The 25,887-nt window shown below is 67.0% G+C and carries 23 protein-coding genes; 13 read left to right on the forward strand and 10 right to left on the reverse strand.

Annotation, left to right across the window (positions count from 1 at the left end):
• The first annotated feature begins 198 nt into the window (after positions 1-198).
• The 3 genes from aceE (at position 199) to lpdA (ending at position 6,036) form a co-directional block, all read left to right on the forward strand.
• A complete protein-coding gene (gene aceE / locus THPRO_RS14420; protein ID WP_038092863.1) occupies positions 199-2,862 on the forward strand; it encodes a pyruvate dehydrogenase (acetyl-transferring), homodimeric type in 2,664 nt (887 codons plus the stop codon).
• Positions 2,822-4,186 (forward strand): dihydrolipoyllysine-residue acetyltransferase, encoded by a 1,365-nt coding sequence (gene aceF, locus THPRO_RS14425; RefSeq protein ID WP_269085377.1) that lies wholly within the window; start codon positions 2,822-2,824, stop codon positions 4,184-4,186. The genes aceE and aceF overlap by 41 nt, the downstream gene beginning before the upstream one ends.
• A gap of 110 nt (positions 4,187-4,296) precedes the next feature.
• Positions 4,297-6,036 carry a dihydrolipoyl dehydrogenase gene (lpdA, locus tag THPRO_RS14430; protein ID WP_065089793.1) on the forward strand — a complete coding sequence of 580 codons (1,740 nt, stop codon included), beginning with the start codon at positions 4,297-4,299 and terminating at the stop codon, positions 6,034-6,036.
• Positions 6,037-6,532: 496 nt separating this feature from the next.
• On the opposite strand, the gene THPRO_RS14435 is transcribed toward lpdA, so the two are convergent.
• Together THPRO_RS14435 and THPRO_RS14440 are read right to left on the reverse strand one after the other, a co-directional pair.
• Positions 6,533-7,411 (reverse strand): phosphate/phosphite/phosphonate ABC transporter substrate-binding protein, encoded by an 879-nt coding sequence (locus tag THPRO_RS14435; RefSeq protein ID WP_038092868.1) that lies wholly within the window; start codon positions 7,409-7,411, stop codon positions 6,533-6,535.
• Between the two features lie 202 nt (positions 7,412-7,613).
• Positions 7,614-8,849, reverse strand: a complete 1,236-nt coding sequence (locus tag THPRO_RS14440; RefSeq protein ID WP_038092870.1) for a hypothetical protein — start codon at positions 8,847-8,849, stop codon at positions 7,614-7,616.
• Positions 8,850-9,103: 254 nt separating this feature from the next.
• On the opposite strand from THPRO_RS14440, the gene THPRO_RS14445 reads away from it, so the two are divergent.
• Positions 9,104-9,970, forward strand: a complete 867-nt coding sequence (locus THPRO_RS14445) for an OmpA family protein (protein WP_038092873.1) — start codon at positions 9,104-9,106, stop codon at positions 9,968-9,970.
• A gap of 74 nt (positions 9,971-10,044) precedes the next feature.
• Positions 10,045-11,256, forward strand: coding sequence for an argininosuccinate synthase (locus THPRO_RS14450; RefSeq protein WP_065089794.1), 1,212 nt, complete (start codon positions 10,045-10,047; stop codon positions 11,254-11,256).
• A gap of 6 nt (positions 11,257-11,262) precedes the next feature.
• Here THPRO_RS14450 and THPRO_RS14455 read toward each other — a convergent pair whose 3' ends face one another.
• Entirely contained in the window at positions 11,263-12,447 is a 1,185-nt protein-coding gene (locus THPRO_RS14455) for a phospholipase D-like domain-containing protein (RefSeq protein ID WP_052064633.1), read from the reverse strand.
• Between the two features lie 53 nt (positions 12,448-12,500).
• Here THPRO_RS14455 and THPRO_RS14460 point away from each other — a divergent pair, with 53 nt between their 5' ends.
• The 6 genes from THPRO_RS14460 (at position 12,501) to THPRO_RS14485 (ending at position 17,893) form a co-directional block, all read left to right on the forward strand.
• On the forward strand, positions 12,501-13,031 hold the full coding sequence (locus THPRO_RS14460) for a hypothetical protein (RefSeq protein ID WP_145930875.1): 531 nt from the start codon (positions 12,501-12,503) through the stop codon (positions 13,029-13,031).
• A gap of 31 nt (positions 13,032-13,062) precedes the next feature.
• Complete coding sequence (gene mpl, locus THPRO_RS14465; protein ID WP_065089795.1) at positions 13,063-14,442, forward strand: UDP-N-acetylmuramate:L-alanyl-gamma-D-glutamyl-meso-diaminopimelate ligase; 1,380 nt, start codon at positions 13,063-13,065, stop codon at positions 14,440-14,442.
• Complete coding sequence (locus THPRO_RS14470) at positions 14,439-15,068, forward strand: UbiX family flavin prenyltransferase (protein ID WP_038092879.1); 630 nt, start codon at positions 14,439-14,441, stop codon at positions 15,066-15,068. Before mpl ends, THPRO_RS14470 begins: the two co-directional genes overlap by 4 nt.
• 1 nt (position 15,069) lies before the next feature.
• The gene (locus tag THPRO_RS14475; protein ID WP_038092882.1) at positions 15,070-15,645 is read left to right on the forward strand and encodes an LON peptidase substrate-binding domain-containing protein; all 576 of its coding nucleotides are present in this window, start codon (positions 15,070-15,072) and stop codon (positions 15,643-15,645) included.
• An 89-nt stretch (positions 15,646-15,734) separates the two neighbouring features.
• Complete coding sequence (gene trxA / locus THPRO_RS14480; RefSeq protein WP_038092884.1) at positions 15,735-16,118, forward strand: thioredoxin; 384 nt, start codon at positions 15,735-15,737, stop codon at positions 16,116-16,118.
• Positions 16,119-16,486: 368 nt separating this feature from the next.
• The gene (locus THPRO_RS14485) at positions 16,487-17,893 is read left to right on the forward strand and encodes a hypothetical protein (RefSeq protein ID WP_038092887.1); all 1,407 of its coding nucleotides are present in this window, start codon (positions 16,487-16,489) and stop codon (positions 17,891-17,893) included.
• 41 nt (positions 17,894-17,934) lie between these two features.
• Here THPRO_RS14485 and THPRO_RS14490 read toward each other — a convergent pair whose 3' ends face one another.
• The 7 genes from THPRO_RS14490 to argE form a co-directional block, all read right to left on the reverse strand.
• The gene (locus tag THPRO_RS14490) at positions 17,935-18,186 is read right to left on the reverse strand and encodes a hypothetical protein (RefSeq protein WP_038092892.1); all 252 of its coding nucleotides are present in this window, start codon (positions 18,184-18,186) and stop codon (positions 17,935-17,937) included.
• 30 nt (positions 18,187-18,216) lie between these two features.
• The gene (minE, locus tag THPRO_RS14495) at positions 18,217-18,486 is read right to left on the reverse strand and encodes a cell division topological specificity factor MinE (protein WP_038092896.1); all 270 of its coding nucleotides are present in this window, start codon (positions 18,484-18,486) and stop codon (positions 18,217-18,219) included.
• A gap of 4 nt (positions 18,487-18,490) precedes the next feature.
• Entirely contained in the window at positions 18,491-19,300 is an 810-nt protein-coding gene (minD, locus tag THPRO_RS14500; RefSeq protein ID WP_038092899.1) for a septum site-determining protein MinD, read from the reverse strand.
• Positions 19,301-19,418: 118 nt separating this feature from the next.
• Positions 19,419-20,153, reverse strand: a complete 735-nt coding sequence (gene minC / locus THPRO_RS14505) for a septum site-determining protein MinC (RefSeq protein ID WP_038092901.1) — start codon at positions 20,151-20,153, stop codon at positions 19,419-19,421.
• Positions 20,150-20,536: a lactoylglutathione lyase gene (gloA, locus tag THPRO_RS14510; protein WP_038092904.1), complete on the reverse strand. Its 387-nt coding sequence runs from the start codon at positions 20,534-20,536 to the stop codon at positions 20,150-20,152. Before gloA ends, minC begins: the two co-directional genes overlap by 4 nt.
• A 109-nt stretch (positions 20,537-20,645) precedes the next feature.
• Entirely contained in the window at positions 20,646-21,971 is a 1,326-nt protein-coding gene (argA, locus tag THPRO_RS14515; protein ID WP_065089796.1) for an amino-acid N-acetyltransferase, read from the reverse strand.
• Positions 21,972-22,048: 77 nt separating this feature from the next.
• On the reverse strand, positions 22,049-23,197 hold the full coding sequence (gene argE / locus THPRO_RS14520; RefSeq protein WP_082954676.1) for an acetylornithine deacetylase: 1,149 nt from the start codon (positions 23,195-23,197) through the stop codon (positions 22,049-22,051).
• A gap of 113 nt (positions 23,198-23,310) precedes the next feature.
• Here argE and THPRO_RS14525 point away from each other — a divergent pair, with 113 nt between their 5' ends.
• On the forward strand, positions 23,311-24,420 hold the full coding sequence (locus tag THPRO_RS14525) for a GNAT family N-acetyltransferase/peptidase C39 family protein (RefSeq protein WP_038092907.1): 1,110 nt from the start codon (positions 23,311-23,313) through the stop codon (positions 24,418-24,420).
• A complete protein-coding gene (locus tag THPRO_RS14530) occupies positions 24,413-25,885 on the forward strand; it encodes a RimK family protein (RefSeq protein WP_038092911.1) in 1,473 nt (490 codons plus the stop codon). Before THPRO_RS14525 ends, THPRO_RS14530 begins: the two co-directional genes overlap by 8 nt.
• Positions 25,886-25,887: the final 2 nt, after the last annotated feature.

Here is a 25,887-nt window from a genome sequence, read left to right on the forward strand (position 1 = left end):
CGCGGGGAAATCGTTGTTTATCATGCCGGTTGCATGCTAGGCCCGTGGGCGGGTTCTTGACCACCCCCGTAAAAAACATGATGATGGCGCCGCTTCTTGAAGGTACCCGTATTCCCTTGCACGGCCGGCGCATGGACGTCGGGCGTGCACGCCTGCGCTGGACTCCAGGGGGTCCGGCGCCAAGCTTGGAGGTCCGCCATGAATACCCATGTCCAGTTGCAGGACGCCGATGCCATCGAAACCCAGGAGTGGATCGATGCACTGGAATCCGTGATCGAGCAGGAAGGGGTCGAACGTGCCCACTACCTGCTCGAACAACTGATCGACAAGGCTCGCCGCTCGGGCGCCTTCCTGCCCTATTCCGCCAACACGGCCTACGTCAACACCATTCCGCCGCATCTCGAGGCGATCCTGCCCGGCGATCCAGCCATTGAGCGGCGCATTCGCTCGCTGATCCGTTGGAACGCGCTGGCCATGGTGGTGAAGGCCAACCGCAAGAGCACGGAACTGGGCGGCCATATTGCGAGCTTCGCCTCCATCGCCACGCTATATGACGTCGGCTTCAATCACTTCTGGCGTGCGCCGAGCCACGAGCACGGCGGTGATCTGGTCTATTTCCAGGGGCACTCCTCGCCTGGCAACTATGCGCGCGCCTTCCTGGAGGGACGTCTGAGCGAGGAACAGCTCGACAATTTCCGCCAGGAGGTCGACGGGCGAGGCATTCCATCCTATCCGCACCCCTGGTCGATGCCCGATTTCTGGCAGTTCCCCACTGTGTCCATGGGCCTCGGGCCATTGCAGGCCGTCTATCAGGCCCGTTTCATGAAGTATCTGAGCGACCGCGGCCTGGCCGATACGCGGGACCGCAAGGTGTGGTGCTTCATCGGCGACGGTGAGATGGACGAGCCGGAGAGCATGGCGGGCATCTCGCTGGCCGCGCGCGAGAAGCTCGACAATCTGATCTTCGTGATCAATTGCAATCTGCAGCGTCTGGACGGCCCCGTGCGCGGCAACGGCAAGGTGGTGCAGGAATTCGAGGCGTTGTTCCGCGGCGCCGGCTGGAACGCGATCAAGGTGCTCTGGGGGCGCTACTGGGATCCGTTGTTCGCGCGCGACCACGACGGCCTGCTGCAGCGCCGCATGATGGAGGCCGTCGACGGCGAGTATCAGAACTACAAGTCGAAGGACGGCGCTTATGTGCGCGAGCACTTCTTCGGCAAGTACCCCGAACTCAAGGCGATGGTGGCCACCATGTCCGACGAGGACATCTGGCGCCTGAACCGCGGCGGCCACGATCCGTACAAGGTCTATGCGGCCTATGCGGCCGCGAGCAAACACGCCGGCCAGCCGACGGTGATTCTGGCGCATACCGTCAAGGGTTACGGCATGGGTCGCGCCGGGCAGGGGCAGAACCGCACCCACCAGCAGAAGAAGCTGCATGATGAAGAACTGCTCGCCTTCCGCGACCGCTTCGACATCCCGCTTTCCGACGAGGACGTGGTCAACTGTAAGTACTATCGCCCTGCCGAAGACAGCCCGGAAATGAGCTATCTGCGCGAGCGTCGCGAAGCGCTCGGCGGCTATCTGCCGGTACGCAAGCCGCTGGCGGCGCCGTTGCAGGTGCCGGGTCTCGATGCCTTCGCTTCCTTGCTGGAAGACAGCGGTGACCGCGAGCTTTCGACCACGATGGCCTTTGTGCGCCTGCTCACGGTATTGACCCGCGACAAGAAGATCGGCAAGAACGTGGTGCCGATCATTCCGGACGAGGCGCGCACCTTCGGCATGGAGGGCATGTTCCGGCAGCTCGGTATCTATTCCTCCGTCGGCCAGCTCTACACGCCGGAGGATAAGGACCAGATCATGTTCTACAAGGAGGACAAGACTGGCCAGATTATTGAAGAAGGCCTCAACGAGGCCGGCGCCATCGCCTCCTGGATTGCCGCTGCAACGGCGTATAGCAATCACGGCGTCAACACAGTGCCTTTCTTCGCTTTCTACTCGATGTTCGGCTTCCAGCGCGTGGGCGACTTCATCTGGGCCGCCGGCGACATGCAGGCGCGCGGCTTCCTGATGGGCGCGACCGCCGGGCGCACCACGCTGGCGGGCGAGGGCTTGCAGCATCAGGACGGCCATAGCCATGTGATGGCCGGTTTCATCCCCAACTGCGTCAGCTACGATCCGACCTTTGCCTACGAGCTGGCGGTGATCGTTCAGGACGGCATGCGGCGCATGTACGAGAAGCAGGAGAACGTCTTCTACTACATCACCGTGATGAACGAGAACTACCACCATCCGGCCATGCCGAAGGGCGCCGAGGACGATATCGTCAAGGGCCTGTATCTGTTCCGTCAGGGCGGCCGCAAGAAGAAAAAGGTGCAGCTGCTCGGTTCCGGCACCATCCTGCGCGAGGTCATCGCCGCGGCGGATCTGCTGGAGCAGGATTTCGGCGTCGCCGCCGATATCTGGAGCGCCCCCAGCTTCAACGAGCTGTTCCGCGAAGCCGATGCCGCGGAGCGCTGGAACCGCCTGCATCCCGAAGCAGAGGCGCGCGAATCCCATGTGGCTCGCTGCTTCAAGGATCGAAGCGGACCCTTCATCGCCGCCACCGACTACGTCAAGCAGTACGCCGACCAGATCCGCGCCTGGGTGCCCGGCCGCTACGTGGTGCTGGGTACCGACGGTTTCGGCCGCAGCGACACGCGCGCGCAGCTGCGCAAATACTTCGAGGTCGACCGCTACCACGTCGCGATTGCGGCGCTCAAGGCGTTGGCGGACGAAGGCAGGATCGAAGCCGCCGAGGTCGGCCGCGCCATAGAACGTTATGGCGTCGATCCGTCCAAGCCGCATCCGACGACCGCCTGACGAGCCCGGGAGCAAGCGCATGGCAGAACTGAAGGAAATTCGCGTCCCCGATATCGGGGACTTCAAATCCGTAGAAGTGATCGAGGTGCTGGTCAATCCGGGCGATACGATCGCGCCGGAAAGCTCGCTGGTCACCCTGGAGTCGGACAAGGCGAGCATGGAGATCCCCGCGCCGGAGGGTGGCGTGGTGCGCGAGGTCAAGGTCAAGGTGGGCGATCACGTCGCCGAGGGTTCGCCGATCCTGGTGCTGGAGCCTGCTGCCGCCACGCCGATGCCCGCCGCGCAAGCCGCATCGGCATCGGCATCGGCATCGGCATCGGCCGAGGCCTCACCGCCGACGCCCGCCGCTGCCGAAGCCAAGGCCGCGCCGCCGGGACCTGTCGCGACGAAGCCTTCGCCGACAGCGCATCTCAACGAGCAGCGCTTCCGCAAGGCCCACGCCAGTCCGTCGGTACGCCGCTTCGCGCGTGAACTGGGCGTCGATCTCGGCGAGGTGAGTGGCGGCGGACCCAAGGGCCGCATCCTGCGCGAGGACGTGCAAAATTATGTCAAACGTGCGCTGAGCCAGGCACGCGGCGGTTCAGGTCTTGGGGTTGCCGCCATGCCAGAGATCGATTTCTCCCAGTTCGGCGAGGTCGAGACCCAGGCACTGACCAAGATCAACAAGCTGACCGGGCAGAACCTGCACCGCAACTGGGTCACCGTGCCGCACGTCACCCAGTTCGACGAGGCGGACGTGACCGATCTCGAATCCTTCCGCAAGCAGATGGTCGAGGAGTACGCCGCCAAGGGCGTCAAGCTCACCCTGCTCGCCTTCCTGATGAAGGCGGTGGTGTCCGCGCTGCGCGAATTCCCGCGCTTCAACGCCTCGCTCGACCCGACGCAGGAAAACCTGATTCTCAAGAAATACTTTCACATCGGCATCGCGGTGGACACCGCCGACGGCCTGGTCGTACCGGTGATCCGCGATGTCGACCGCAAGAGCCTGATCGACCTGGCCCGCGAGCTTGGAGAGGTGTCGGTGCGTGCCCGCGAGAAGAAGCTCAAACCCTCGGACATGCAAGGCGGCTGCTTTTCCATCTCCAGCTTGGGCGGGCTCGGCGGTACGGCGTTCACGCCCATCGTCAACGCACCCGAGGTCGCCATCCTGGGCGTGTCGCGTGCGCGTTGGCAGCCGGTCTACGAGGATGGCGAGTTCGTGCCGCGCCTGATGCTGCCGCTGTCGCTGTCCTACGACCACCGCGTCATCGACGGCGCGCTGGGCGCGCGATTCACCACCTTCCTGAGCAAGCTGCTGTCGGATACGCGGCGCATGCTGCTCTAGCAGCAGACTGTCGTGACTCTACTCATGCGGCATGATAGGGCGTCATCTCCTTCTCTCGCACGCGCCAGAGCGGGTCACAGCAATCCGTAATTAGTTGTCGGAGTCATCACATGGCAGATATCACTACCGTCACGCTCCCCGATATCGGCGATTTCAAGGACGTCGAGGTGATCGAGGTGCTGGTCGCGCCCGGCGATACGGTGGAAGCCGAGGCTTCGCTGATCACCTTGGAATCCGACAAGGCGAGCATGGAAATCCCCGCGCCGCTGGGCGGCACGGTGAAGGAGCTGCTGGTCGAGGTCGGCGACCGCATTGCGCAGGGCTCGCCGATCCTCACGCTCGAATCGGCGGCGGCCGAAGCGCCGGCTCCCGTCGGCCAGGCGTCGGCCAAGCCAGCCTCGGTTCCCACGGCCGCGCCCGCGGTCGAGACCAGCGACGCCGACATCGAGACCGAGGTGCTGGTGCTCGGCTCCGGCCCCGGCGGCTACACCGCCGCGTTCCGCGCCGCGGACCTCGGCAAGAAGGTGGTGCTGGTCGAGCGCCATGCGGTGATCGGCGGCGTGTGTCTGAACGTCGGCTGCATCCCCTCCAAGGCGCTGCTGCATACCGCGCAGGTGATCAACGAGGCGGCGGAGTTTGCCGAGCACGGCGTGAGCTTCGGCAAGCCGAAGATCGATCTCGACGCCATCCGCGCCTACAAGGACGGCATCATCGGCAAGCTCACCGGCGGCCTCGCGCAGCTGGCCAAGCAGCGCAAGGTGCGGATCGTGCACGGCGAGGGCCGCTTCACCTCGCCGCACACACTGGCCGTGGAAACCGCCGAGGGCAGCCAGCTGATCCGCTTCCAGCAGGCGATCATCGCCGCCGGTTCGCGCGTCGCCAAGCTGCCTTTCGTGCCCTGGGACGATCCGCGCGTGATGGATTCCACCGACGCGCTGGAATTGCAGGAAGTGCCCAAGCGCCTGCTGGTCATCGGCGGCGGGATCATCGGCCTGGAAATGGCCACCGTCTACCATGCGCTGGGCGCCAAGGTCACCGTGGTCGAACTGGCCGACGGCCTCATTCCCGGCGCCGACCGCGACATCGTGCGGCCGCTTGAGAAGCGCATCAAGGCGCGTTACGAGAACATTTTCCTCAAGACTCAGGTCACCACCGTCGAGCCGGGCAAGAAAGGCTTGCTGTGCCGCTTCAAGGGCGACAAGGCGCCGGCCGAGGACGTCTTCGACCGCGTACTGGTGGCGGTCGGGCGCGCGCCCAACGGCAAGCTGATCGGCGCCGAGGCCGCCGGTGTGGCAGTGGACGAACGCGGTTTCATCGCGGTCGACAGCCAGCAGCGCACCAACGTGCCGCACATTTTCGCCATCGGCGACATCGTCGGCCAGCCGATGCTGGCGCACAAGGCGACGCACGAGGGCAAGGTCGCGGCCGAGGTCATCGCCGGGCAGAAGGCGCACTTCGACGCCCGCACCATTCCGTCGGTGGCCTACACCGATCCTGAGGTCGCCTGGATGGGGCTGACCGAGACCGAGGCCAAGGCGCAGGGCATTGCCTACGAGAAGGGCGCTTTTCCCTGGGCGGCGAGCGGGCGCTCGCTGTCGCTGGGGCGCGACGAGGGCCTGACCAAGGTGCTGTTCGATCCCGACACCCATCGCGTGCTCGGCGCCGGCATCGTCGGCCCCAACGCCGGCGAGCTGATCGCCGAAGCGGTGCTGGCGCTGGAGATGGATGCCGAGGCCGGGGATCTGGCGCTCGCGGTGCATCCGCACCCGACGCTGTCCGAGACCCTGAACTTCGCCGCCGAGGCATACGAAGGCACGATCACGGATCTGTATATCCCCAAGCGGCGCTGACTGACGTACGCGGGTACCCGCCGGTCAGCGCGCAGCGGCGGGTACAGGGCGTTCACGGTGCGCGCGGGCTGGCTGGTCGCGCGTGAACCTTCCCGCGTCACGCTCATCTCATAGGAGGCGGTCGCGACGCCGTCGGCGGCAAGGTCGGCCTGGTCGCAAGGCCGCTGATGTTCCGGGTACGGAGCACGAGAGGTCGGTGCTGCTCGTCAGCCCGGGAGGGCTGCTGCGCCGAGGTCGCCAAGGTTGACGTTCTAGGAGCGAAGCTCGTGCGCAGACGGCCAGTGGATCCAGGTGCGAGCGGACTCCGCCATCGGTGCCGTCCACGCGGTCGCCCTTGACGAGCCGTCGACCGCCATGCGCGACGTCGATCTCGGGCGTTATGAGGCTTGATGGGTCGCCGCGGGATGCCGTTCGCGGTTCTGGACGTATGTTGTCAAGCCGGGCGGATCTGGCCGCGTAGGCGACGCAGCCATCGGCTGGCTCCGCTATCGGACGGTCACGGGGCGGCCTTGGGGTCCGGTTTGGGGACCCAGCCGGAAACCCAGCCCAGCGGCGTCAGCAGTTTGTATACGTTGTCGAAAGCGGCCGGAACCGCGGGTACGAAGTGGCTCGCGCCCTTGGCGAAACGCTTGAATATGCGCTCGGCCGGTTTGGCCCCTTCCGTCGTGGTCAGCGCCGCGACGATGCGCGCGCGAACCGCCGGCGGCACGCTGGGGCTGACGGTCAGGCTCTGGTTGGGCAGCTTGCCGGTCGAGCTGTAAACCACCCGCAGTTTCGAACGCTGCACGTCGCTGAGGTGGTGCATGTAGTAGGAATCGCGGTAGATCGCGGTGTCGCACTTGCCGGCGAGCTGGGCGCGATAGATGGCGGGGAAGCCACCGCTGTCGATGGCGACCAGGATCGGCTGCTGCAGCGGGTCGCTGAACTGGCTCATGAAGCTCAGCGTCAGCAGGTTGGGCGAGTCCAGCCCGCAGACGTGGCTGCCGATGAGATCCCGGATCGACTTGACCTGGACGTTGTCGGTTGCGACGACGTAGCCAAGATGCCCGGGCAGGCTGACCAGCGGGATGTCATGCAGATACTTCATGCGCCAGGAGACGAACTGCGGGCCGTCGAATACGAAGGTGAATTCGCCCTTTTGCATGCGGTGGCTATAGGTGCCCCAGTCGCCCATGTAGAGGCCAGGGTAGCGGTAAACCACCGGCTGGCCAACCAACTGCGTCAGTTCCTTGGCCAGCGGGCCGTAAAGCTTTTCGGCGGCAGCCCGTGTTTCGCGAGGCGGCGCGGTGAGGATCAGCGGTTCGGCGGCGCGTGCGAAGGCGGGCGCCGCCAGCGCGAAGGCGAGCAGCAGCCGGGCGAGTTTACGTATCGTCATGCCATTACCTTTGTCGTCGTTCGGCGTTCTTATTGCTTTGGCAAGGGCATTAATATCACAGATATGCCCACCCTGCATGACGCTTGGTACTTGTCTTCATTCGAGTTTCTAATCACGCGGCGACGGCGCTTGTCCGCTGGTGTGCCGGCATCGGCGTAGGCGCCGTGCGCGGGCTCGCCGCTGTCGGCGAGCCCGCGTCGGTTTACTTGTTGCCGCGCAGGAAACGATAGGCGAATTCGATCGCGAAGCGCAGGACGTATTGGGTCTTGCGCGAGAACACGATGCCGAGCAGCCCGAACAGGCCGCCGCCTTTCTTTTCCGTGCCCTCCATGGCCTTGAGTGCACCGTCGAGCGCGGGCAGCGCGCCGGCGATTTGCGGCTGATAACGCTGTGCGAGAGTGGTGCCCTGTTCCAGCCAGCGCTTGAGCTCCGCGTCGGCGGGGATATGCGGCTCGAGCGTGGTCAGCAGCATGTTCAGCTTGCGCAGCAGGCCGGTGCGGTTGACGGTGCCCAGCATGCCCATGAGGTCCGGGATCATCTGGTCCAGGCCGGCCTCGCGCGCACCTTCGAGCATTGCGCGCACGCGTGCCGCCAGTGACTCGCTGTCGCCCTTGACCAGGGCGTGGGCCTGCATGCCGATCTCGATCCACTCGACGGCGCCGTTGGTAATCTTGGCGGCGACGGTGGAAAAGTCGACGGACTTGAGCGCCTCGGGCGCGAGCTCGGCGAGGGCGCCGACGACCGGGCCGATCTGGCCGCTGAGGCGCTCCGCATGTCCGACCAGCCATTCGACGCGGTCGCCAAGGGTTTCGGCGTCGCCCTGCGCCAGCCGTTTGGCGCGCAGGGCGATGTGCCACCATTGGTCGGCCAGATCCTCGAGCTTGGCGAGCTGGGCGGGGACGTCGAGCTCGCCTAGCTGGTCGCCGGCGATGCGCAGACCTTCGCGGGCGGTATCCGCCCAGTACGCGAGGGACGCGTTGAGGCCGGCGAGGCGCTCGCCCAGTCGCTCGGCATCGATGCTGCCGGTGAGTCCGCGTAGCTGCGTCAGGATGGGCGGCAGCAGTTTGAGCAGACCGCTTTCGTGCAGGCTGCCGACCAGCGCGATCAGTTCCGGCGCGGCTTCGATGGCGCGCGATTCTTCCAGGGTCTGGACCCCGTTGTGCACCTTCTCGTGCAGGCTCTGCACGGAATCGATCCCGAGCACGCGCATCACTTCGCCCAGGGTCTGGATCAGTGCTTCCATTTCGGGACCGATCCGGTCGGCGATGGCATCGACGTCGATGCCATCGCGCAGATCCTCGAGCACGGTCTGGGACATCTTGAGGAGGTCGGTGACCTGGTTGGCGGTATCGCCGATCCGGCCGAGGCCAGTCAGCTGGTCCGCGGTGAGTTCGACTCCGGGTGCAGCGTCTTGCAGTGTTCTTGCAGCGTTGGACATGTTGCGTGGCCTCGCTTGTGTAGTAGTTCATCCGACGTAAGGGTCGGGGCGTCCGTCAGCCGGACGTCTGATTGCCTTGACGGCGTCACATTTTGCCATTTTTTTGCCGGCTGGGTGAGGTTGCCGGGCCATTGGCGGCGCTATCGGCCCCTGGGTTCGACCGGTATCGGTGGCGTGCGTTCGCACGGCAAGGCGTTAAAGGTCGCCGCGCCGCAGCCGATATTCTGGAAGGCTGAAACCGGAGTTGAATACGCATGCATGTCCTGACGCGCGCCGCGCTGGCCGCTTGGTGGATGCTGGCGGCCGCCAGCATCCACGCCGCGCCACTGCTGGCTTTCTCGGCCCCGATGAGCGACGTGCGCTGGACGTTGCGGAGCGGTCCGTTCGAGTGTCGGCTGGAGCAGGCGATCCCGGATTTCGGGCGGGTCAGCCTGATCCAGCGCGGCGACGGCCAGCTGTCCTTCGAAATCCTGGTGCGCAAGGGGCTGTACCAGGGACAGGCGATGAGTCTGAAGGTGCGGGCCGCGCCCTGGCAGCCGGGCCAGGCGGTCGGTCATGCCGATCTGGCCAGCGACGGGGGGCGCGACGGTGATCTCGTGCGCTTTGGCGAGTCGCCCGCGCGGGCGGTCATGCTCGCGCTGCGCCGTGGCCACTTCGCCACGCTCGACTACACCATCGGGGATCAGGCGCGGATTCGAGCCGAGGTGTCCTCGCTGCGTTTCGCCGAGGCGCTGGGCCGGTTGCAGAAGTGTGCCGCCGGACTCAAGCCCGCGCGCTTTGCCGATTTCGAGAAGACGGAAGTGCATTTCGCCAGCGGAAGCGCCCATCTGGATGCCAGGGTAAAGCGACGTCTGACGCGTCTGGCCGAGTATCTGCGACTGTTCGGGGGGCAGGTGCAGATTGTCCGCACCATCGGCAATACCGACAACGTCGGCACCGCCTTCGCCAATTACGGATTGGGCATGCGTCGCGCGGAGGCCGTGGCGCACTATCTCAAGTCGCAGGGCGTTACCCAGCCGATCAGGATCGCTTCGCAGGGCGAATATCGCCCGCTCGCCGCCAACCGCACCGCGCGCGGGCGCGCACTCAATCGCCGTGTCAGCGTATTGCTGATCCGCTAGGCGGAGCGCTGCTATAATGGCCGCTTCGTCTCCCGCCGGCGGCGGGAAGCGCACACTCAACGGAGCGGAGCATCATGGCTGACGTGAACAAGGTCGTGCTCGCCTATTCGGGCGGCCTCGATACCTCGGTGATCCTCAAGTGGCTGCAGGAGACCTACGGCTGCGAGGTGGTGACCTTCACCGCCGACCTGGGGCAGGGCGAGGAGGTCGAGCCGGCGCGCGCCAAGGCGCAGAAGCTGGGCGTCAAGGAGATCTACATCGAGGATCTGCGCGAGGAGTTCGTGCGCGACTTCGTGTTCCCCATGTTCCGCGCCAATGCAATCTACGAGGGCGAATACCTGCTCGGCACCTCCATCGCGCGTCCGCTGATCGCCAAGCGCCTGGTGGAGATCGCCAACCAGACCGGCGCCGATGCCGTTTCCCACGGCGCCACCGGCAAGGGCAACGATCAGGTGCGCTTCGAGCTGGGTGCCTATGCCCTCAAGCCGGGGATTCAGGTGATCGCGCCCTGGCGCGAGTGGGATCTCACCTCGCGCGAGCGGCTGCTGGCCTACGCCGAGCAGCACGGCATTCCGATCGAGCGCCATGGTCACAAGTCCCCGTACTCGATGGATGCCAACCTGCTGCACATCTCCTACGAAGGCGGGATCCTGGAGGATCCCTGGGCCGAGGCCGAGGAATCCATGTGGCGTTGGAGCGTCTCGCCCGAGCAGGCGCCGGACGCGCCGACCTACGTCGAACTCACCTTCGCGCGCGGCGACGTGGTGGCCATCGACGGCGAGGCCATGAGTCCCGCGGCGGTGCTGACCAAACTGAACGAACTTGGCGGCGCCAACGGCATCGGCCGGCTCGACATCGTGGAGAACCGCTATGTCGGCATGAAGTCGCGTGGCTGCTACGAAACGCCCGGCGGCACCATCCTGATGAAGGCGCACCGCGCGATCGAGTCCATCACCCTGGACCGCGAGGCCGCGCACCTCAAGGACGAGCTGATGCCGCGCTACGCCAGTCTGATCTACAACGGCTACTGGTGGAGCCCCGAGCGGCGCATGCTGCAGGCCATGATCGACGCTTCGCAGACGCCGGTGAACGGCGTGGTGCGTCTCAAGCTCTACAAGGGCGGCGTCAGCGTGGCCGGGCGCAAGTCCGACGACAGCCTGTTCGACGCCAGCATCGCGACCTTCGAGGACGACGCCGGCGCCTACGACCAGAAGGATGCGGCGGGCTTCATCAAGCTCAACGCGCTGCGCCTGCGTATCGCCGCTGCGCGCGGCCGCCAGGCCTGAGGCCGGCTAGTCGCGTTTGCCGGGGGCCGGCCGTGGGCGCGCGCGCCGTCCGTGGCGCGCCAGCCAACGGCTGATCAGGCCCCAGAACCATTCCCTGGCGCGCGCTCGCCGGCCGCGCGCGCGCCAGGTCTCCAGCGTGATTTCGCGGGTATCGGCAAGATCGGCCTCGAAGGCGGCCTGTGCGGTTGCCGCGAAGGCCGCGCCGTCGATCTCGGCATTGGCTTCCAGATTCCAGCGCAAGGTCCAGTGATCGAGATTGGCCGAACCCAGGCTCACCCAATCGTCGCAGATCATCAGCTTCACGTGAGTGAAGCGCGGGGTGTATTCGTGGATGCGCACGCCGGCGCGCAGCAACTGCGCGTAGAAGCGCCGGCCCGCGTAACGCGCCGCCTGATGGTCGGTATGGCGGCCCGGTACGATCAACCTGACTTCGACGCCGCGCCGCGCCGCGCGGCGCAGGGCGGCACGGATGCGCAGGGGCGGCACGAAGTAGGCGACGCTGATCGAAACACGTTGCCGTGCCTGGGCGATGCGCCGGACGAGGCGGCGCTGGATTTCCCGGCGACGGCCGTCGTTGGCGACCACGCGCACGGCATGCGGTCCTGTGGCATCGGGTAGTGCTGCGGGCAGGGCCGGTGCGTCCGCGGTCGAACGCTGCCATATCTGCTGGAAGAGGTGTTGCCAGTCGGACACGGCGGGGCCTTCCATGCGCAGCATCAAATCGTGCCACCAGCCATGCGGGCGGAGGCCGGGGTCGAAGTCGTCGGTAATCCCGCTGCCGCCGGTGAAGGCGACGCGCCCGTCGATCAGCAGCAGCTTGCGATGGTCGCGGTGCAGGTTGGCCGATAGCCGGCCGACACGCAACGGGTTGTAGAAGGCGAGCGTCACCCCGCCCGCGCGCAGGCGTTCGCGGTCGCGCGCGTGCAGGCCCAGGGCGCCGAAATCGTCGATCAGCAGGCGCACGCTGGCGCCGCGCCGCGCCGCGTCTCGCAGTGCCTCAATGAAGCGGGCGGCGAGCGCGCCGGACTCGAAGAGATACATTTCCATGAGGACATAGCACCGCGCCCCGGCGATGGCATCGAGCATCGCGGGGAAGAAGCGATGGCCGTCGACCAGAAGTTCGAGTCGGTGTCCGGCGCGCTGCGGAAATCGGGTCGCGCGGGCATGTCGCGTGAAGGGGGGGCGGATCATTCTGGTACGCGGGTCACGTGTTATCCTAAGCAATTTGTATCATGCCAGATGCCGTGTCACTTCTCAGTTTCCTCAAGCGCATACTCGATCTGTGCATGATGCGGGCAGGCCCGCAGGACATGCCCGCTTCACGCGGCTGGATGCTGCTCGCCCTGGCTGGCTATCTGATCGTGAGCGCCGTCAACGTGCTGCCGCTTTCGGGCTGGTGGGGCGGCCTGTTGCAGGCGCTGGTCGAGACGTCAGTGCTGGTGGCCTGGGTTTACGGCGCTTTGATGCTCACCCAGCACCCGCAGCGCCTGGTGCAGACGCTGACGGCGCTGGCCGGTAGCGGTGCGCTGATGGGGCTGCTGCTGATGCCGCAGCTGCTGACGCTTTATCATGCCGAGGCCACCGAGTCGCCGGCGCCTTTCGCCGCCATCGCCTACCTGATCACGCTGGGTTGGATGATCGCGGTGCTGGGGCGTATTTTCCGCTACGCGCTGGATTTGCGGCAAGGCTGGCTGGGAGTCGCAACGGCGCTGGGTTTCATGTTCACGGCCTCGCTGCTGATCACCGGTTTCTTCGGTGGCACCATAGGCGGATAGCCCCGCTTGGCGGGCGAACGGACGGAACCGCATGCATATACACATATTGGGTATCGGCGGCACCTTCATGGGCGGCCTTGCGCAGCTGGCTCGTGCGGCCGGACATACCGTCAGCGGCGCGGATGGCCCGCTATACCCGCCGATGAGCACCCAGCTGGCCGCCGCCGGCATCGCCGTGCACAGCGGCTACGACCCGGAACAGCTGTCGCCGCCGCCGGATCAGGTGGTCGTAGGCAACGTCATGCGCCGTGGCCTGCCGGTCGTCGAGGCCTTGCTCGATCGTGGCATCGACTACACTTCCGGGCCGCAGTGGCTGGCCGAGCATGTGCTGCGCGGACGCTGGGTGCTGGCCGTGGCCGGTACCCACGGCAAGACCACTACCGCCAGCCTGCTGGCGCATATCCTCGAACACGCCGGCCTCTCGCCCGGCTTCCTCATCGGCGGCGTGCCGGCCAATTTCGGCGTTTCGGCCAGGCTCACCGAAAGTCCTTTTTTCGTGGTCGAGGCCGACGAGTACGATACCGCCTTCTTCGACAAGCGTTCCAAGTTCGTCCATTATCGGCCGCGGACCCTGGTGCTCAACAATCTCGAGTTCGATCATGCGGATATCTTTCCCGATGTCGAGGCGATCCAGCGCCAGTTTCACCACCTGGTGCGCACCGTGCCGAGCAACGGGTTGATCGTCGACAATGCCGACGACGCGCGCCTGCGCGGCGTGTTGGCGCAAGGCTGCTGGACGCCCACGGCGCCATTCGGCGACGCGGATCTCGGCGACGCGGGCTGGCGTGTGCGCCTGCTGCAACCCGACGGTAGCCGTTTCGAGATTCTGCAGGACGGCGAGTCGCGCGGCCAGGTGTCCTGGTCCTTGCTGGGGCGCCACAATGCAGGCAACGCGCTGGCCGCTCTGCTGGCCGCGCGTCATGCCGGTGTGCCGCTGCCGCTCGGCCTGCAGGCGCTGTCGTCGTTTCGCGGCGTGGCCCGCCGACTGGAATCGCTTGGCGAAGTGGCCGGCGTGCAGCTCTACGACGACTTCGCCCATCATCCCACCGCCATCGCGACCACCCTGGAAGGGCTGCGGGCACGCGTCGGCGCCGCGCGGCTGGTGGCGGTGCTCGAACCGCGTTCCAACACCATGCGCATGGGCGTGCATCGCGATCGCCTGGCCGACGCGCTGCGCGCCGCCGATCGCAGCTGGCTCTACCAGCCGGCTGACCTCGGCTGGTCGTTGGCGGGCGTGGCGGATGCGCTCGGTCCGCGTGCGCACGTCGAGGCCGACCTGGACCGTCTGGTCGCCGAATTGGGCGACAGTCTCAGGCCGGGCGACCATGTGGTGTTCATGAGCAATGGCGGCTTCGGCGGCCTGCCGGCCCGTGTACGCGCGGCATTGGCCGCGCGCGGGGATGGTACATGAGCGCGCCGCGTCGGCGTATCGCACTGGCCATGACCGGCGCCTCCGGGGTGCAATACGGTCTGCGCCTGCTGGAATGCCTGATCGAGGCCGACGTGCACGTCTACCTGATGCTCTCGCAGCCTGCGCGCGTGGTGATCGGCATGGAAACCGATCTCAGCCTGCCGGGGCGCCCGGCGGAGCTGGCACGCACCCTGTCCGCGCTTTACGGCGCGGCACCGGGCCAGCTTGAAGTGTTCGGCGAACAGCAATGGACCGCGCCGGTGGCGAGCGGCTCGGGCGCGCCCGAGGCGATGGCAATCTGCCCGTGCACCACGGGCACGCTCTCGGCGGTCGCGGTCGGTGCTTCGCGTTCGCTGATCGAGCGTGCCGCCGACGTCATGCTCAAGGAGCGGCGCAAGCTGATCGTCGTGCTGCGCGAGACGCCACTGTCCGAAATCCATCTCGAAAACATGCTGCGCCTGACACGCATGGGCGCGGTCATGATGCCCGCCAACCCGGGGTTTTATCATCGTCCGCAGCGCCTCGAAGATCTCGTCGACTTCATGGTCGCGCGCGTGCTGGATCATCTGGCGGTACCGCAGACGCTGTTGCCACCCTGGGGCGACGAGCCTGGGCAGGGCGATTGACGTGAAGTTGCCCCTGTTCCCGCTACACAGCGTGCTGTTTCCGGGGGGGCTGTTGCCGCTGCGCATATTCGAGGCGCGTTATCTCGACATGGTGCGCGATTGCCTGCGCGACGACACGGGTTTTGGCATTTGCCTCATCGAGACGGGCGAGGAAGTGGGGCCTGCACCGACGATCCATCGCCTTGGCACCCTGGCGAGGGTTGCCGACTGGAATCGGCGCGATGACGGATTGCTGGGCATCGTGGCGCGTGGCGAGAGACGGCTGCGCGTGCTCGAATACGTGGCCGCGCCCAACGGTCTGCTGGTGGGCGAGGTCGAACTGTTGCCGGACGAGCCGGAAGCGCCGTTGCCCGAAGACCAGACCCCGCTATCCGATCTCCTGCGGCGCATGCTCGATCAACTCGGCGAGCCCTTCAGCACGTTAGGCGGCGATTATGCTTGGGCGGGGTGGGTCGGCGCGCGCCTGACCGAGCTGCTGCCCCTGCCGCCCGCGACCAAGCAGCAGCTTTTCGAGCTGGACGATCCGCTGTGCCGGCTCGGTGAGCTGCGTGCGATCCTGCGACGGGGACTGGCCTGATCTCACGCGCCTGCCCACGCATTTGGTCGGTCGTCTGACTTGCTGTATTATCAAGTGCTAATGAACCCGCAACCCGCGAGGAGGCCATCATGGCTGTTATGGAGCTGACCCAGGACGACTTCGAGTCGACCATCAAGAACAACGACATCGTCATCATCGACTTCTGGGCCTCCTGGTGCGCGCCCTGCCGTGCCTTCGCCCCGACCTTCGAGGCCGCCGCCGAAAGTCATCCCGACATCGTGTTCGCCAAGGTCAACACCGAGGAGCAGCAGGGCCTGGCCGCGTCCTTCCAGATCCGTTCGATCCCCACGCTGATGATCTTCCGCGAACAGGTCATTCTGTTCGCGCAGCCGGGTATGCTCTCGGCCGGGCAGTTGGAAGAGGTGATCGGCAAGGTGCGTGAGATCGACATGGCGCAGGTGCACGAAGACGTGCGCCGCCAGCAGGCGGAGCAGGCGTCCGGCGACGCCTGAGTCCGCGCGGCGCACAGCCGCTGGGGCGCACGCAAGCGGCCCTGGGGGCGCTGCCGGCCGGGAATCGCGCATCGCCTACGCAACGCGCCGCCATCGGGCGGCGCGTTGCGTTCGACGGCGGCGGGGAGCACGCGCTTTCGGCTCCGGCCGACCCTTGCGCGGCATCGTCGATTTTTGCGCGCGCCACGAGGGTGCGGGTCTGCCCGTATCGCATGCGATCGTCGTCCGTATCCCGGCGGCTGGTGCGCGGTATCGCGGGCGTTACGGCAAGTCCTTGAAATGCGGCCAGCAGAGGCGGCTTCGGCCTTGTAAACTTAAGGACCGGAACGACCGTCCGCATACGACCGACCGCACCACGGAGAATCACAATGGACGTCTATAAGCTGTTGACGCTGGGACCTGGGCTTGTCTGGGAGTCCATGCTGCTCTGGGGCCTGTTCGCGCTGGTCTTCCTGTATCTGGCCCGCACCCACGCGCACCGGCTGCTGTTCGGCTTGAGTCGGGTGCTCGCGCGCGGGCTGCGCAGCCTGGCGGCGCTGTTCTGGCGCTTGCGCCGCCGCAGCCAGGCGCTGCAGATCGAAATGCTGGACGCGGCGGCAAGGGCGGAGGCGGCGCGCGTGCTGACGCGAGATTTCCAGCGACTGGCCGACGTGGTACGCAAGGAACTGGGGGAATATCCCAGCCTGCACCGTCAGGCCAGCGAACAGATCGTGCGTATCGAACGCGATTACGAAGCCAGCGTGGAAATCCCGCCGGCTCCGCCGGACTGGCTGGAAGCGGTCGATGCGGTGGCGCATACGGCCGACGGGGCCGACCCCGCGCTTGCGCGAATCCTCGACGCGATGCATTCGACCCTGACCCGTGCCAGTCACGATGCGCTGGAGGAGTACCGCTACGCCAGCCGCAAGCGCCACCTGCTGCTGCGCCGCGCAGCCTCGCAATGGCGTAAAACCGCCGGCATTCTCGATCGCATGGATCGCACCGTGACCGAGCTGGACGACCGGGTGGCGCTGGCGGACCGTCATATGGCGGCTTTCGAACGCATCCGCCGAGAACCGCCGACGGCCGGATTCGCCCTGCAACTGCGTTACCTGGCCCATTTCGTGCTGTCGTTGCTGATGCTCGGGGGCTTCGCCGTGCTGGCGGCCGGCGAGTTGGCCCTGCTGCACCTGCCGTTGCACCATCTGCTCGCACGCCAGCCGGAGGCGCTGGGCCTCGGCCTGCCGCAGATCGCCGGCTGGGCGCTGGTGGCTGCGCCGGTATTGCTGGGCGCGCTGCTGCTGGAACTTGGCCGCATGACGCGTCTGCTGCCCGGTCTTGGAGCGCTGCAGGTCCGGCTGCGCGCACAGCTGATGGCCGTGGTGGCGGCGTTGGCCGGGGTGCAGATCGTCTTCGTGGCGGCACTGGTCGCCTACGGCAGCCCGCCTGTACAGGCGGCCGCCGGCGCGGCGGTGTCTGTAGGTGCGGCACCCGTGTTCGCGTCGGCGGGGCTGAGCATCCTGCTGGCCTTACTGCTGCTGGCGACCGAACTGCCTTTCGAGGCCGCCCTGCGCAGCGGGCGTCAGGTGGGCATGAGCCTGCTGGTCGCGCTGCTGGGTTTGTTCGCCATGCTGTCGCGGATACTGGCGTGGATCGCGCATCTGGCCGGCCAGCTGCTGGTGCGGGTCTACGATCTGGTGATCTTCCTGCCGCTGGCCGTCGACGAGGCCTGGACCGCGCGCCGGTTGCGCAATCGCGCCGCGGGTGCGGCGGGCACGGAAAGACTGGAATCCTGAGCGGGCGGGTCGCGTGGACGGCCCTGCTCGCGGAGGGGGGATCAGTGGGTCTGGCCGGCTTCGAGGCCGCGCTTGCGGCGCTGCATTTCCACCAGGGTCAGTAGCGGCTTGAGGTTGGCCTTCTCCACGGCCGAAACCTTGCGGTCGCGTTCGATGGCGTCGCGGCCGAGTCGCTCCAGGGTAAGCAGTTCTTCGTCGCTGAGGCGGTCGAAGCTGAACTGGTCGCCGTAGCGGGTTTCCAGCTCCTGGAAATAGGCCGCGAGCGGCGGCTGATAGTCGGCGGCGGCGTTCATGGCATGTCCTTTTCGATGGGCGCGCGGCCGTCAGCCGGCCGGCTTGGTTTCGCTGGCCAGGGTCACGTTCAGTTCGAGGATCTCGCGGCCGCCGGCCTTGTCCACGCGCAGGTCGACCTGTTCGTCGGTGATCGCGTGGTAGCGGCGGATCACCTCCAGGATGTCCTGCTTGAGGCGCGGCAGATAGTCCGGGCTGCCGCGCGCGGCGCGCTCGTGGGAGATGACGATCTGCAGGCGCTCCTTGGCAATCTGCGCGCTGGTCGCCGGTTTGTTCTTGCGGAAGAGATCGAACAGGCCCATGGCGTTATCCGAACAGGCGGTTGAGCAGGCCGCGCTTCTCGGCCTTGATGAATCGGAGCGGGCGGTCGTCGCCGAGGAAGCGCGCGACCACGTCGGTATAGGCCTGGCCGGCGTCGGTCTTGTCCTCCAGGATCACCGGCGTGCCGGCATTCGAGGCCTTGAGCACCGCGGTGGATTCGGGGATCACGCCGAGCAGGGGGATGGCGAGGATGTCGAGGATGTCCTCCATGCTGAGCATGTCGCCGGAGGAGACGCGGCCGGGGTTGTAGCGGGTGATGAGCAGATGCTCCCTGACCGGGTCGAGACCTTCCTCGGCACGCCGGGACTTGCTCTGCAGGATGCCCAGGATGCGGTCGGAGTCGCGCACCGAGGAAACCTCGGGATTGGTCACCACCAGCGCCTCGTCGGCGTGATACAGCGCCATCTGCGCACCCTGTTCGATGCCGGCGGGAGAGTCGCAGACGATGTAGTCGAAATCCATGTCGTGCAGTTCCTGCAGCACGCGCGCCACGCCTTCGCGGTTGAGCGCATCCTTGTCGCGCGTCTGCGAGGCCGGCAGGATGTGCAGGCTGTCGATGCGCTTGTCGCGGATCAGCGCCTGCTTGAGATTGGCTTCGCCCTGGGTGACGTTGATCAGGTCGTACACCACGCGCCGCTCGCAGCCCATGATGAGATCCAGATTGCGCAGCCCGACGTCGAAGTCGATGACGGCGGTCTTGTGCCCGCGCAGGGCGAGCCCGGTGGAAAAAGCCGCGGCGGTGGTGGTCTTGCCGACGCCGCCCTTGCCCGAGGTTACGACAATAATCCTGGCCACGCGTGTCTCCAGTGTGCCAAAGGTCGATGCGATGTTGGGATGCCCGTCCCGAGAGGATGGCGCGGGCGGGTCATGTCACCCGCCTGTCACAGAATAGATCATAACGCCGCAAAGTATATCAGAGCGTGTCGATCATCAGGCGCTCGCCGCTGAGCCAGGCGTGCGCGGGGCGGCCGCGCGCCTCGCTCGGCTGCGCATCGAGCACGCGGTAGCAGCCGGCGATGGACAGCAGCTCGGCCTCCAGCGACTGACAGAAAATGCGCGCCGACTCGTTGCCGCGCGCGCCGGCCAGCGCGCGTCCGCGCAGGGCGCCGTAGACGTGGATGCTGCCGTCGGCGATGACTTCGGCGCCGGCGCTGACGGCGCCGAGGATCACCAGGTCGCCGCCTTCGGCGTACACCTGCTGGCCGGAACGCACCGGGCGGGTGATGGTGCGTGGGCCGTTTCCGGCCGGTTCCTGGCGCGGCGTTTCGGCCGCCTCGGCGGTCGGCGCGGCCGTCGAAGCCGGTGCCGGCGACTCGGGCAGGACGGCCAGCCCGGCCGAGGCGGCGCGCGCGCGCAGGGCGTCGCCGCCGCGCAGGGCCACGGGGATCAGGGCATGCGCACGTAGCAGCGCGTCCAGGGCCTCCAGATCGAGGGTTTCGGGTTCGCTCAGCGGACCGGCGTCGAGTACCACGGGGGCCTGATCGAGAAAGCCGGGCGGGGCCTGCGCCAGCAGGTCGGCAAGACGCCCCTCGATGGCGGTGAGATCGGCGCTGTGCAGGTTGAGGACCGAAAGCGTGAAACGGCTGCCCTTGAGTTCGCAGGCCGGCGCGGCCTGCGCGCCGCCGCCGCGGGTCGGTGCCTGACTCAATGCCGTTTGCCTATCAGCTCGATCGCGTAGCCGTCGGGGTCTTCGACGAAGGCGATGAGGGTGGTGTCCGCATTCATAGGGCCGGGCTCGCGAATGATCTTGCCGCCGCGCTCGCGGATGGCCTCGGCGGCCTGATAAACGTCGTCGACCTCGATGGCGACGTGGCCGAAGCCGCTGCCGAGGTCGTAACGGTCCTGATCCCAGTTGTAGGTCAGTTCGAGCACGGTATTGTTGTCCTCGTCGCCGTAGCCGACAAAGGCGAGGGTGAACTGCCCGTCCGGATATTCCTGACGGCGCAGCAGTCGCATCCCGAGTACCTCGGTGTAGAAGCCGATGGAGCGATCGAGGTCGCCGACGCGGAGCATGGTATGCAGCATGCGCATGGGAATCTCCTGATGTTGGATGAGGATGGGGCCGGCGTGATGAGCCGGCGCGCGAGTGGGGCGATTGTAAATTCTGTGCACCGATGTGACCAGTGCGCCCGGCCCGGGTTCAGGTCAAGGTCTTGAGGAATATCCGCGAGTTGCGCTGGTAGTTGTACAGCGCGCGCCGCGCCACGGGCAGGTGATTGATCTGTCCCGGCACGAAGCCGCGCTCGCGGAACCAGTGCGCGGTGCGCGTGGTGAGCACGAACAGGCGTTCGAGCCGCTGTTCGCGCGCTCGCTCCTCGACATGCGCGAGCAGGGTATCGCCGTGACCCTGATGGCGGTAGTCCGGATGCACCACCAGGCAGGCCAGCTCGCCGACGTTGTCGTCGGCAAAGCCGTAAAGCGCGGCGCAGGCGATGGTGAGGCCGTCGCGTTCGATCACGCTGAAGTGGCCGATCTCGAGTTCGAGCTGCTCGCGCGAGCGTCGCACCAACACGCCCTCGGCCTCCAGCGGCGCGATCAGCGAGAGGATGCCGCCGACGTCGTCGATGGTGGCCGGCCGCAGATGCTCGTAGCCGCCGGCCGAAACCAGCGTGCCGATGCCGTCGCGGGTGTACAGCTCCAGCAGCAGGGCGCCGTCGATGCGGCGATCGATCAGGTGGGCGCGGCGCACGCCGTTCAGGCAGGCGTCGATGGCGCCGTGCAGGTGCTGGCGCGTTTCGTCCGGCAGCCGCCTTCGGCCGCCGAGCAGGGCCTGGGCCTCGGCGAGGCCGAGCTGGCGCAGCGGCCGGCGGCGTCCGTCGCGCAGGCCGGCGGTCTCCTCCAGGAAGATGAGCTTGTCGGCGCGCAGCGCGCAGGCCACCGCGGTCGCGACCTCGGCCGCGCTGAGGTTGAACATCTCCCCGGTGGGCGAATAGCCGCGCGGGGAGATCAGCACCAGATGGCCGAGATCGAGATGCGGGCGGATGGCGCCGGTCTCGACCCGGCGCACCTCGCCGGTGTGCTGGTAGTCGATGCCGTCGCGCACGCCCACCGGCTTGGCGATCACGTGATTGCCGCCGACCACGGTCAGGCGCATGCCGGACATCGGCGTGTCGGCGATGCTCATGGACAGGCGCGCCTCGACCTCGGCGCGGGCGTCCGCGATGCCCGCGATCACCGAGCTCATCGAGGCCGCGTCGGTGATGCGCAGCCCGTTCGCGTAATGCAGCTCCTGGCCGGCCGCCTTCAGACGCGCCTCGATCTGCGGGCGGGCACCGTGCACCAGCACCACGCGCACGCCCAGGCTGGCGAGCAGGGCGATGTCGTGCACCAGATCGGGGAAGGCGGCGTCCGCGACGGCCTCGCCGCCGAAGGCGACGACGAAGGTGCGGCCACGGTGTGCGTGGATGTACGGCGCGGCCTGGCGGAACCAGGCGATGTTCGGGTTGGGCGCTGCGGGCTTGCTCACGCGGTGCGGTCCTTGCTGGGCTGGGAGATGAATCCCGTACTATAACCAATTGCCCGCCGCGCCGGCGGGCGGCGGACTCAGGCCGCCACGCAGAGGCGGTCGATCAGTGCGCGCAGGATGTCGACGGTTCGGCCGAGCGCGGCCTGTTCGATGTATTCGTCCGGCTGATGCGCCTGATCGATGCTGCCGGGGCCGATGACCACGGTTTCGATGCCGAGATCGCGGAAGAACGGCGCCTCGGTGCCGAAGGCCACGGCCTGGGCCGGGTGGCCGCTGAGTTCGACCAGGGTCTCGACCAGGGCGGCGTCGGCAGGGGTCTCGAAGGCCTCGATGCCGCAGAACAGCGGGTGGGTCTCGAAGTGGAGGCCGCGACCCTCCAGCGCGCGGCCGACGCGGTGATGCAGCTCCTCGCGCAGCGCCTCGATGGTCATGCCCGGCAGCGGGCGCAGGTCGAAATGCAGCTCGCAGCTCGCGCAGATGCGGTTGGGGTTGTCGCCGCCGTGCACGTGGCCGAGGTTGAGCGTGGGGTAGGGCACGGCGAAGGCCGGGTGGTGCTGGCGGCGCAGCGCGTCGCGCCAGTCGAGCAGCTCGTCCATCACGTGGTGCATGCCCTCGAGGGCGTTGCGGCCACGATCCGGGTCGCTGGAATGGCCGCTATGCCCGGTCACGCGCACCGCCTCCATGATGATGCCCTTGTGCATGCGCACCGGCCGCAGGTCGGTCGGCTCGCCGATCACGCAGTAGCGCGCGCGCGGCCGGCCCAGGCGGGTGAGCATGCGCGCGCCGTCCATGCTGCTTTCCTCATCGGCGGTGCCGACGACGATCAGCGGGCGTTTCAGTCGCGCCGGATCGAGCCCGCGCGCGGCCTCGATGGCGAGCGCGAGGAAGCTCTTCATGTCCGCGGTGCCGAGGCCGTACAGGCGGCCTTCGGCCGCGGTCAGGCGGAACGGATCGTGGGTCCACAGGCCGTCATCGAAGGGCACGGTGTCGGTGTGGCCGGAGAGCACGAGTCCGTTCTCGCCCTCGCCGAGGGTGGCGATCAGGTTGGCCTTGTCCGGAAAGTGTTCCAGCGGAATGACCTCGACCTGGAAGCCGGCGTCTTCCAGCCAGCCGGCGAGTTTTTCCACCAGCGCGAGATTGCCGCCGTCGAAGGCGGGCGAGACGCTGCTCACCGACGGCGTGGCGATGAGTTCGGCGAGCATGTGTTCCAGGGCGGGGGCGGGCATCGCAAGGATTCCAGTTGATGGCGGGAAGTCATAGCATAGGCGGTCGCGCCAGCGTGCCGGAAGCCCGCAGCGCCGGCACATGGCGGATACGCCGCATAAAAGAGGACAGCCCCATGATCCGCCCCGCCACCCTGGACGATGTCGACGACCTGCTGCGTCTGGAGGAAACCTGTTTCCAGACCGATCGCCTGAGCCGTCGCCAGTTCCGCTACATGATCGCGCGCGCGCACTCGGACGTGCTGGTGCATGCGCAAGACGGCCGGGTCGAGGCCTACGTGCTCACGCTCTATAGCCGCGGCACCTCGATGGCGCGTATCTATTCGATCGCGGTCAGCGCCACGCTGCGCGGGCAGGGTGTCGGCCGCGCCCTGGTGGAGGCGGCCGAGACGCGCGCCAAGGCGGAGGGGCGCATCACCCTGCGGCTGGAGATCCGCCGCGACAACGCCGCCTCGCTGGCGCTGTTCCGCGCGCTCGGCTACCGTCAATTCGACCAGGTGCCGGATTATTACGAGGATCACATGGAGGCGCTGCGCTTCGAGAAGTCGCTGGCGCCCCAGTTCAAGGCCGAGCAGGTGCAGGTGGTCCCCTATTATGAGCAGACGCTCGACTTCACCTGCGGCCCGGCCTCGCTCATGATGGCGATGCGCGCGCTGCAGCCGGAGCAGCCGATGGACCGCACGCTGGAGCTGCGCATCTGGCGCGAGGCGACCACCATCTTCATGACCTCCGGGCATGGCGGCTGCGGCCCCTTCGGCCTTGGCCTGTCGGCCTGGCACCGCGGTTTCGACGTCGAGATCTTCGTCAGCGACGGGGCCAACTTCCTGGTCGATTCCGTGCGCAGCGATCTCAAGAAGGAGGTCATGCGCCTGGTGCAGGAGGACTTCCTGGCCGAGCTTGAGGCGCACGACGTGCCGATCCACTTCACGCCGCTGCGCGTCGCCGATCTCAAGGCGCGCTTCGAGGCCGGCGGCATCCCGGTGGTGCTGATCAGCTCGTACCGGATCTACGGCGAGAAATTTCCGCACTGGGTCGTGGTCACGGGGTTCGACGAACGCTTCGTCTACGTCCACGATCCCTTCATCGACTACGAACAGGGCGAGACGGCTCTGGATTCCATCAATATGCCGATTTTGCAGAAGGAGTTCGAACACATGACCCGTTACGGACGCGCCGGCCTCAAGGCCGTGCTGATCGTCAGCCGCCGGGAGGCCGCCGATGCCTGAACCGCTGGTGGTGGTGGAAAATCTGTCGGACTGGAAGGACACCTATCCGGCGCTCAAGGTCGTCACCGTGCGCGACTATCTCAGCGGCGCGGCCGACGGCATGGACGACGACCTGCAGGTCATCAACCTCGCGCGCAGCTACCGCTATCTCAGCGTCGGCTACTACACCTCGCTGCTCGCCGAGGCGCGCGGGCACCGCGTGATTCCCAGCGTGCGTACCATCCAGGACCTCAGCCGCAAGGCGATCTACACCCTCGATACCGCCGATCTCGAACGTCTCGCGCGCAAGACCGTGGGCCGCACGCGGCAGGACGTCATCGTCAACGGCCTGGAGCTGATGCTCTACTTCGGGCAGACCTCCTCGCCGGAGTGGCAGGACCTCGCGCGGCAGATCTTCGATGCCTTCCGCTGCCCCGTGCTGCGCGTGGAGCTGCGCCGCCAGGGCGAATGGCGCATCAGCGCGATCCAGGCGGTGCATCCGCAGACGCTCAACGCCGAGCAGCAGGCCGCCTTCGCCGAGGCGCTCGGCGTGTTCCTGGCGCGCCGCTGGCGCAAGCCGCGCAGCCGCACGCGCTACCGCTACGACCTCGCCATCCTGCACAACCCGGACGAAAAGCTGCCGCCCTCCAGCCGCGGCGCGCTGGCGCAGATGGTGCGCGCCGGCAAGGCGGTGGGCGTGGACGTCGAGCTGATCACGCGGCGCGACTACGGCAGGCTCGCCGAATACGACGCGCTGTTCATCCGCGAGACCACCAGCATCGACCACTACACCTACCAGTTCGCCAAGAAGGCCGAGAGCGAGGGCATGGTGGTGATCGACGACCCCGACTCGATCCTGCGCTGCACCAACAAGGTCTATCTCGCCGAACTGCTCAAGGCGCACCGCGTGCCGCGCCCGCGCACGATCATCGTCAGCCGCGACAACGTCGACGAACTCGAGGCCGAGCTGGGCTACCCCATGGTGCTCAAGATTCCCGACGGCTCGTTCTCGCGCGGCGTGGTCAAGGCCAACAACGCCGCCGAGCTCAAGCGCCTCGCCGGGCAGTTCTTCAAAGACTCCGACCTGATCCTCGCGCAGGAATTCATGTACACCGAGTTCGACTGGCGCGTGGGCATCCTCAACAACAAACCGCTGTTCGTGTGCCAGTATTTCATGTCCAAGAAGCACTGGCAGATCCTCAAGCATGACGACAAGGGCGGCAACGCACAGGCCGGCGGCTTCAAGACCTGGCCGGTGGACGAGGCGCCCGCCAAGGTGGTCAAGACCGCGCTGCGCGCGGCCAAGCTGCTGGGCGACGGGCTCTACGGGGTGGACCTCAAGCAGGCCGGCGACAAGGTCGTGGTCATCGAGGTCAACGACAACCCCAACATCGATAACGGCGTCGAGGACGGCGTTCTGGGTGAGGCGCTGTATCGCACCCTGATGGCGGAATTCGTGCGCCGCATCGAAATGCGGGCGGTCTAGCC

Origin of the sequence: Acidihalobacter prosperus, from assembly GCF_000754095.2 — a bacterium.
Taxonomy (GTDB): Bacteria; Pseudomonadota; Gammaproteobacteria; order DSM-5130; family Acidihalobacteraceae; genus Acidihalobacter; species Acidihalobacter prosperus.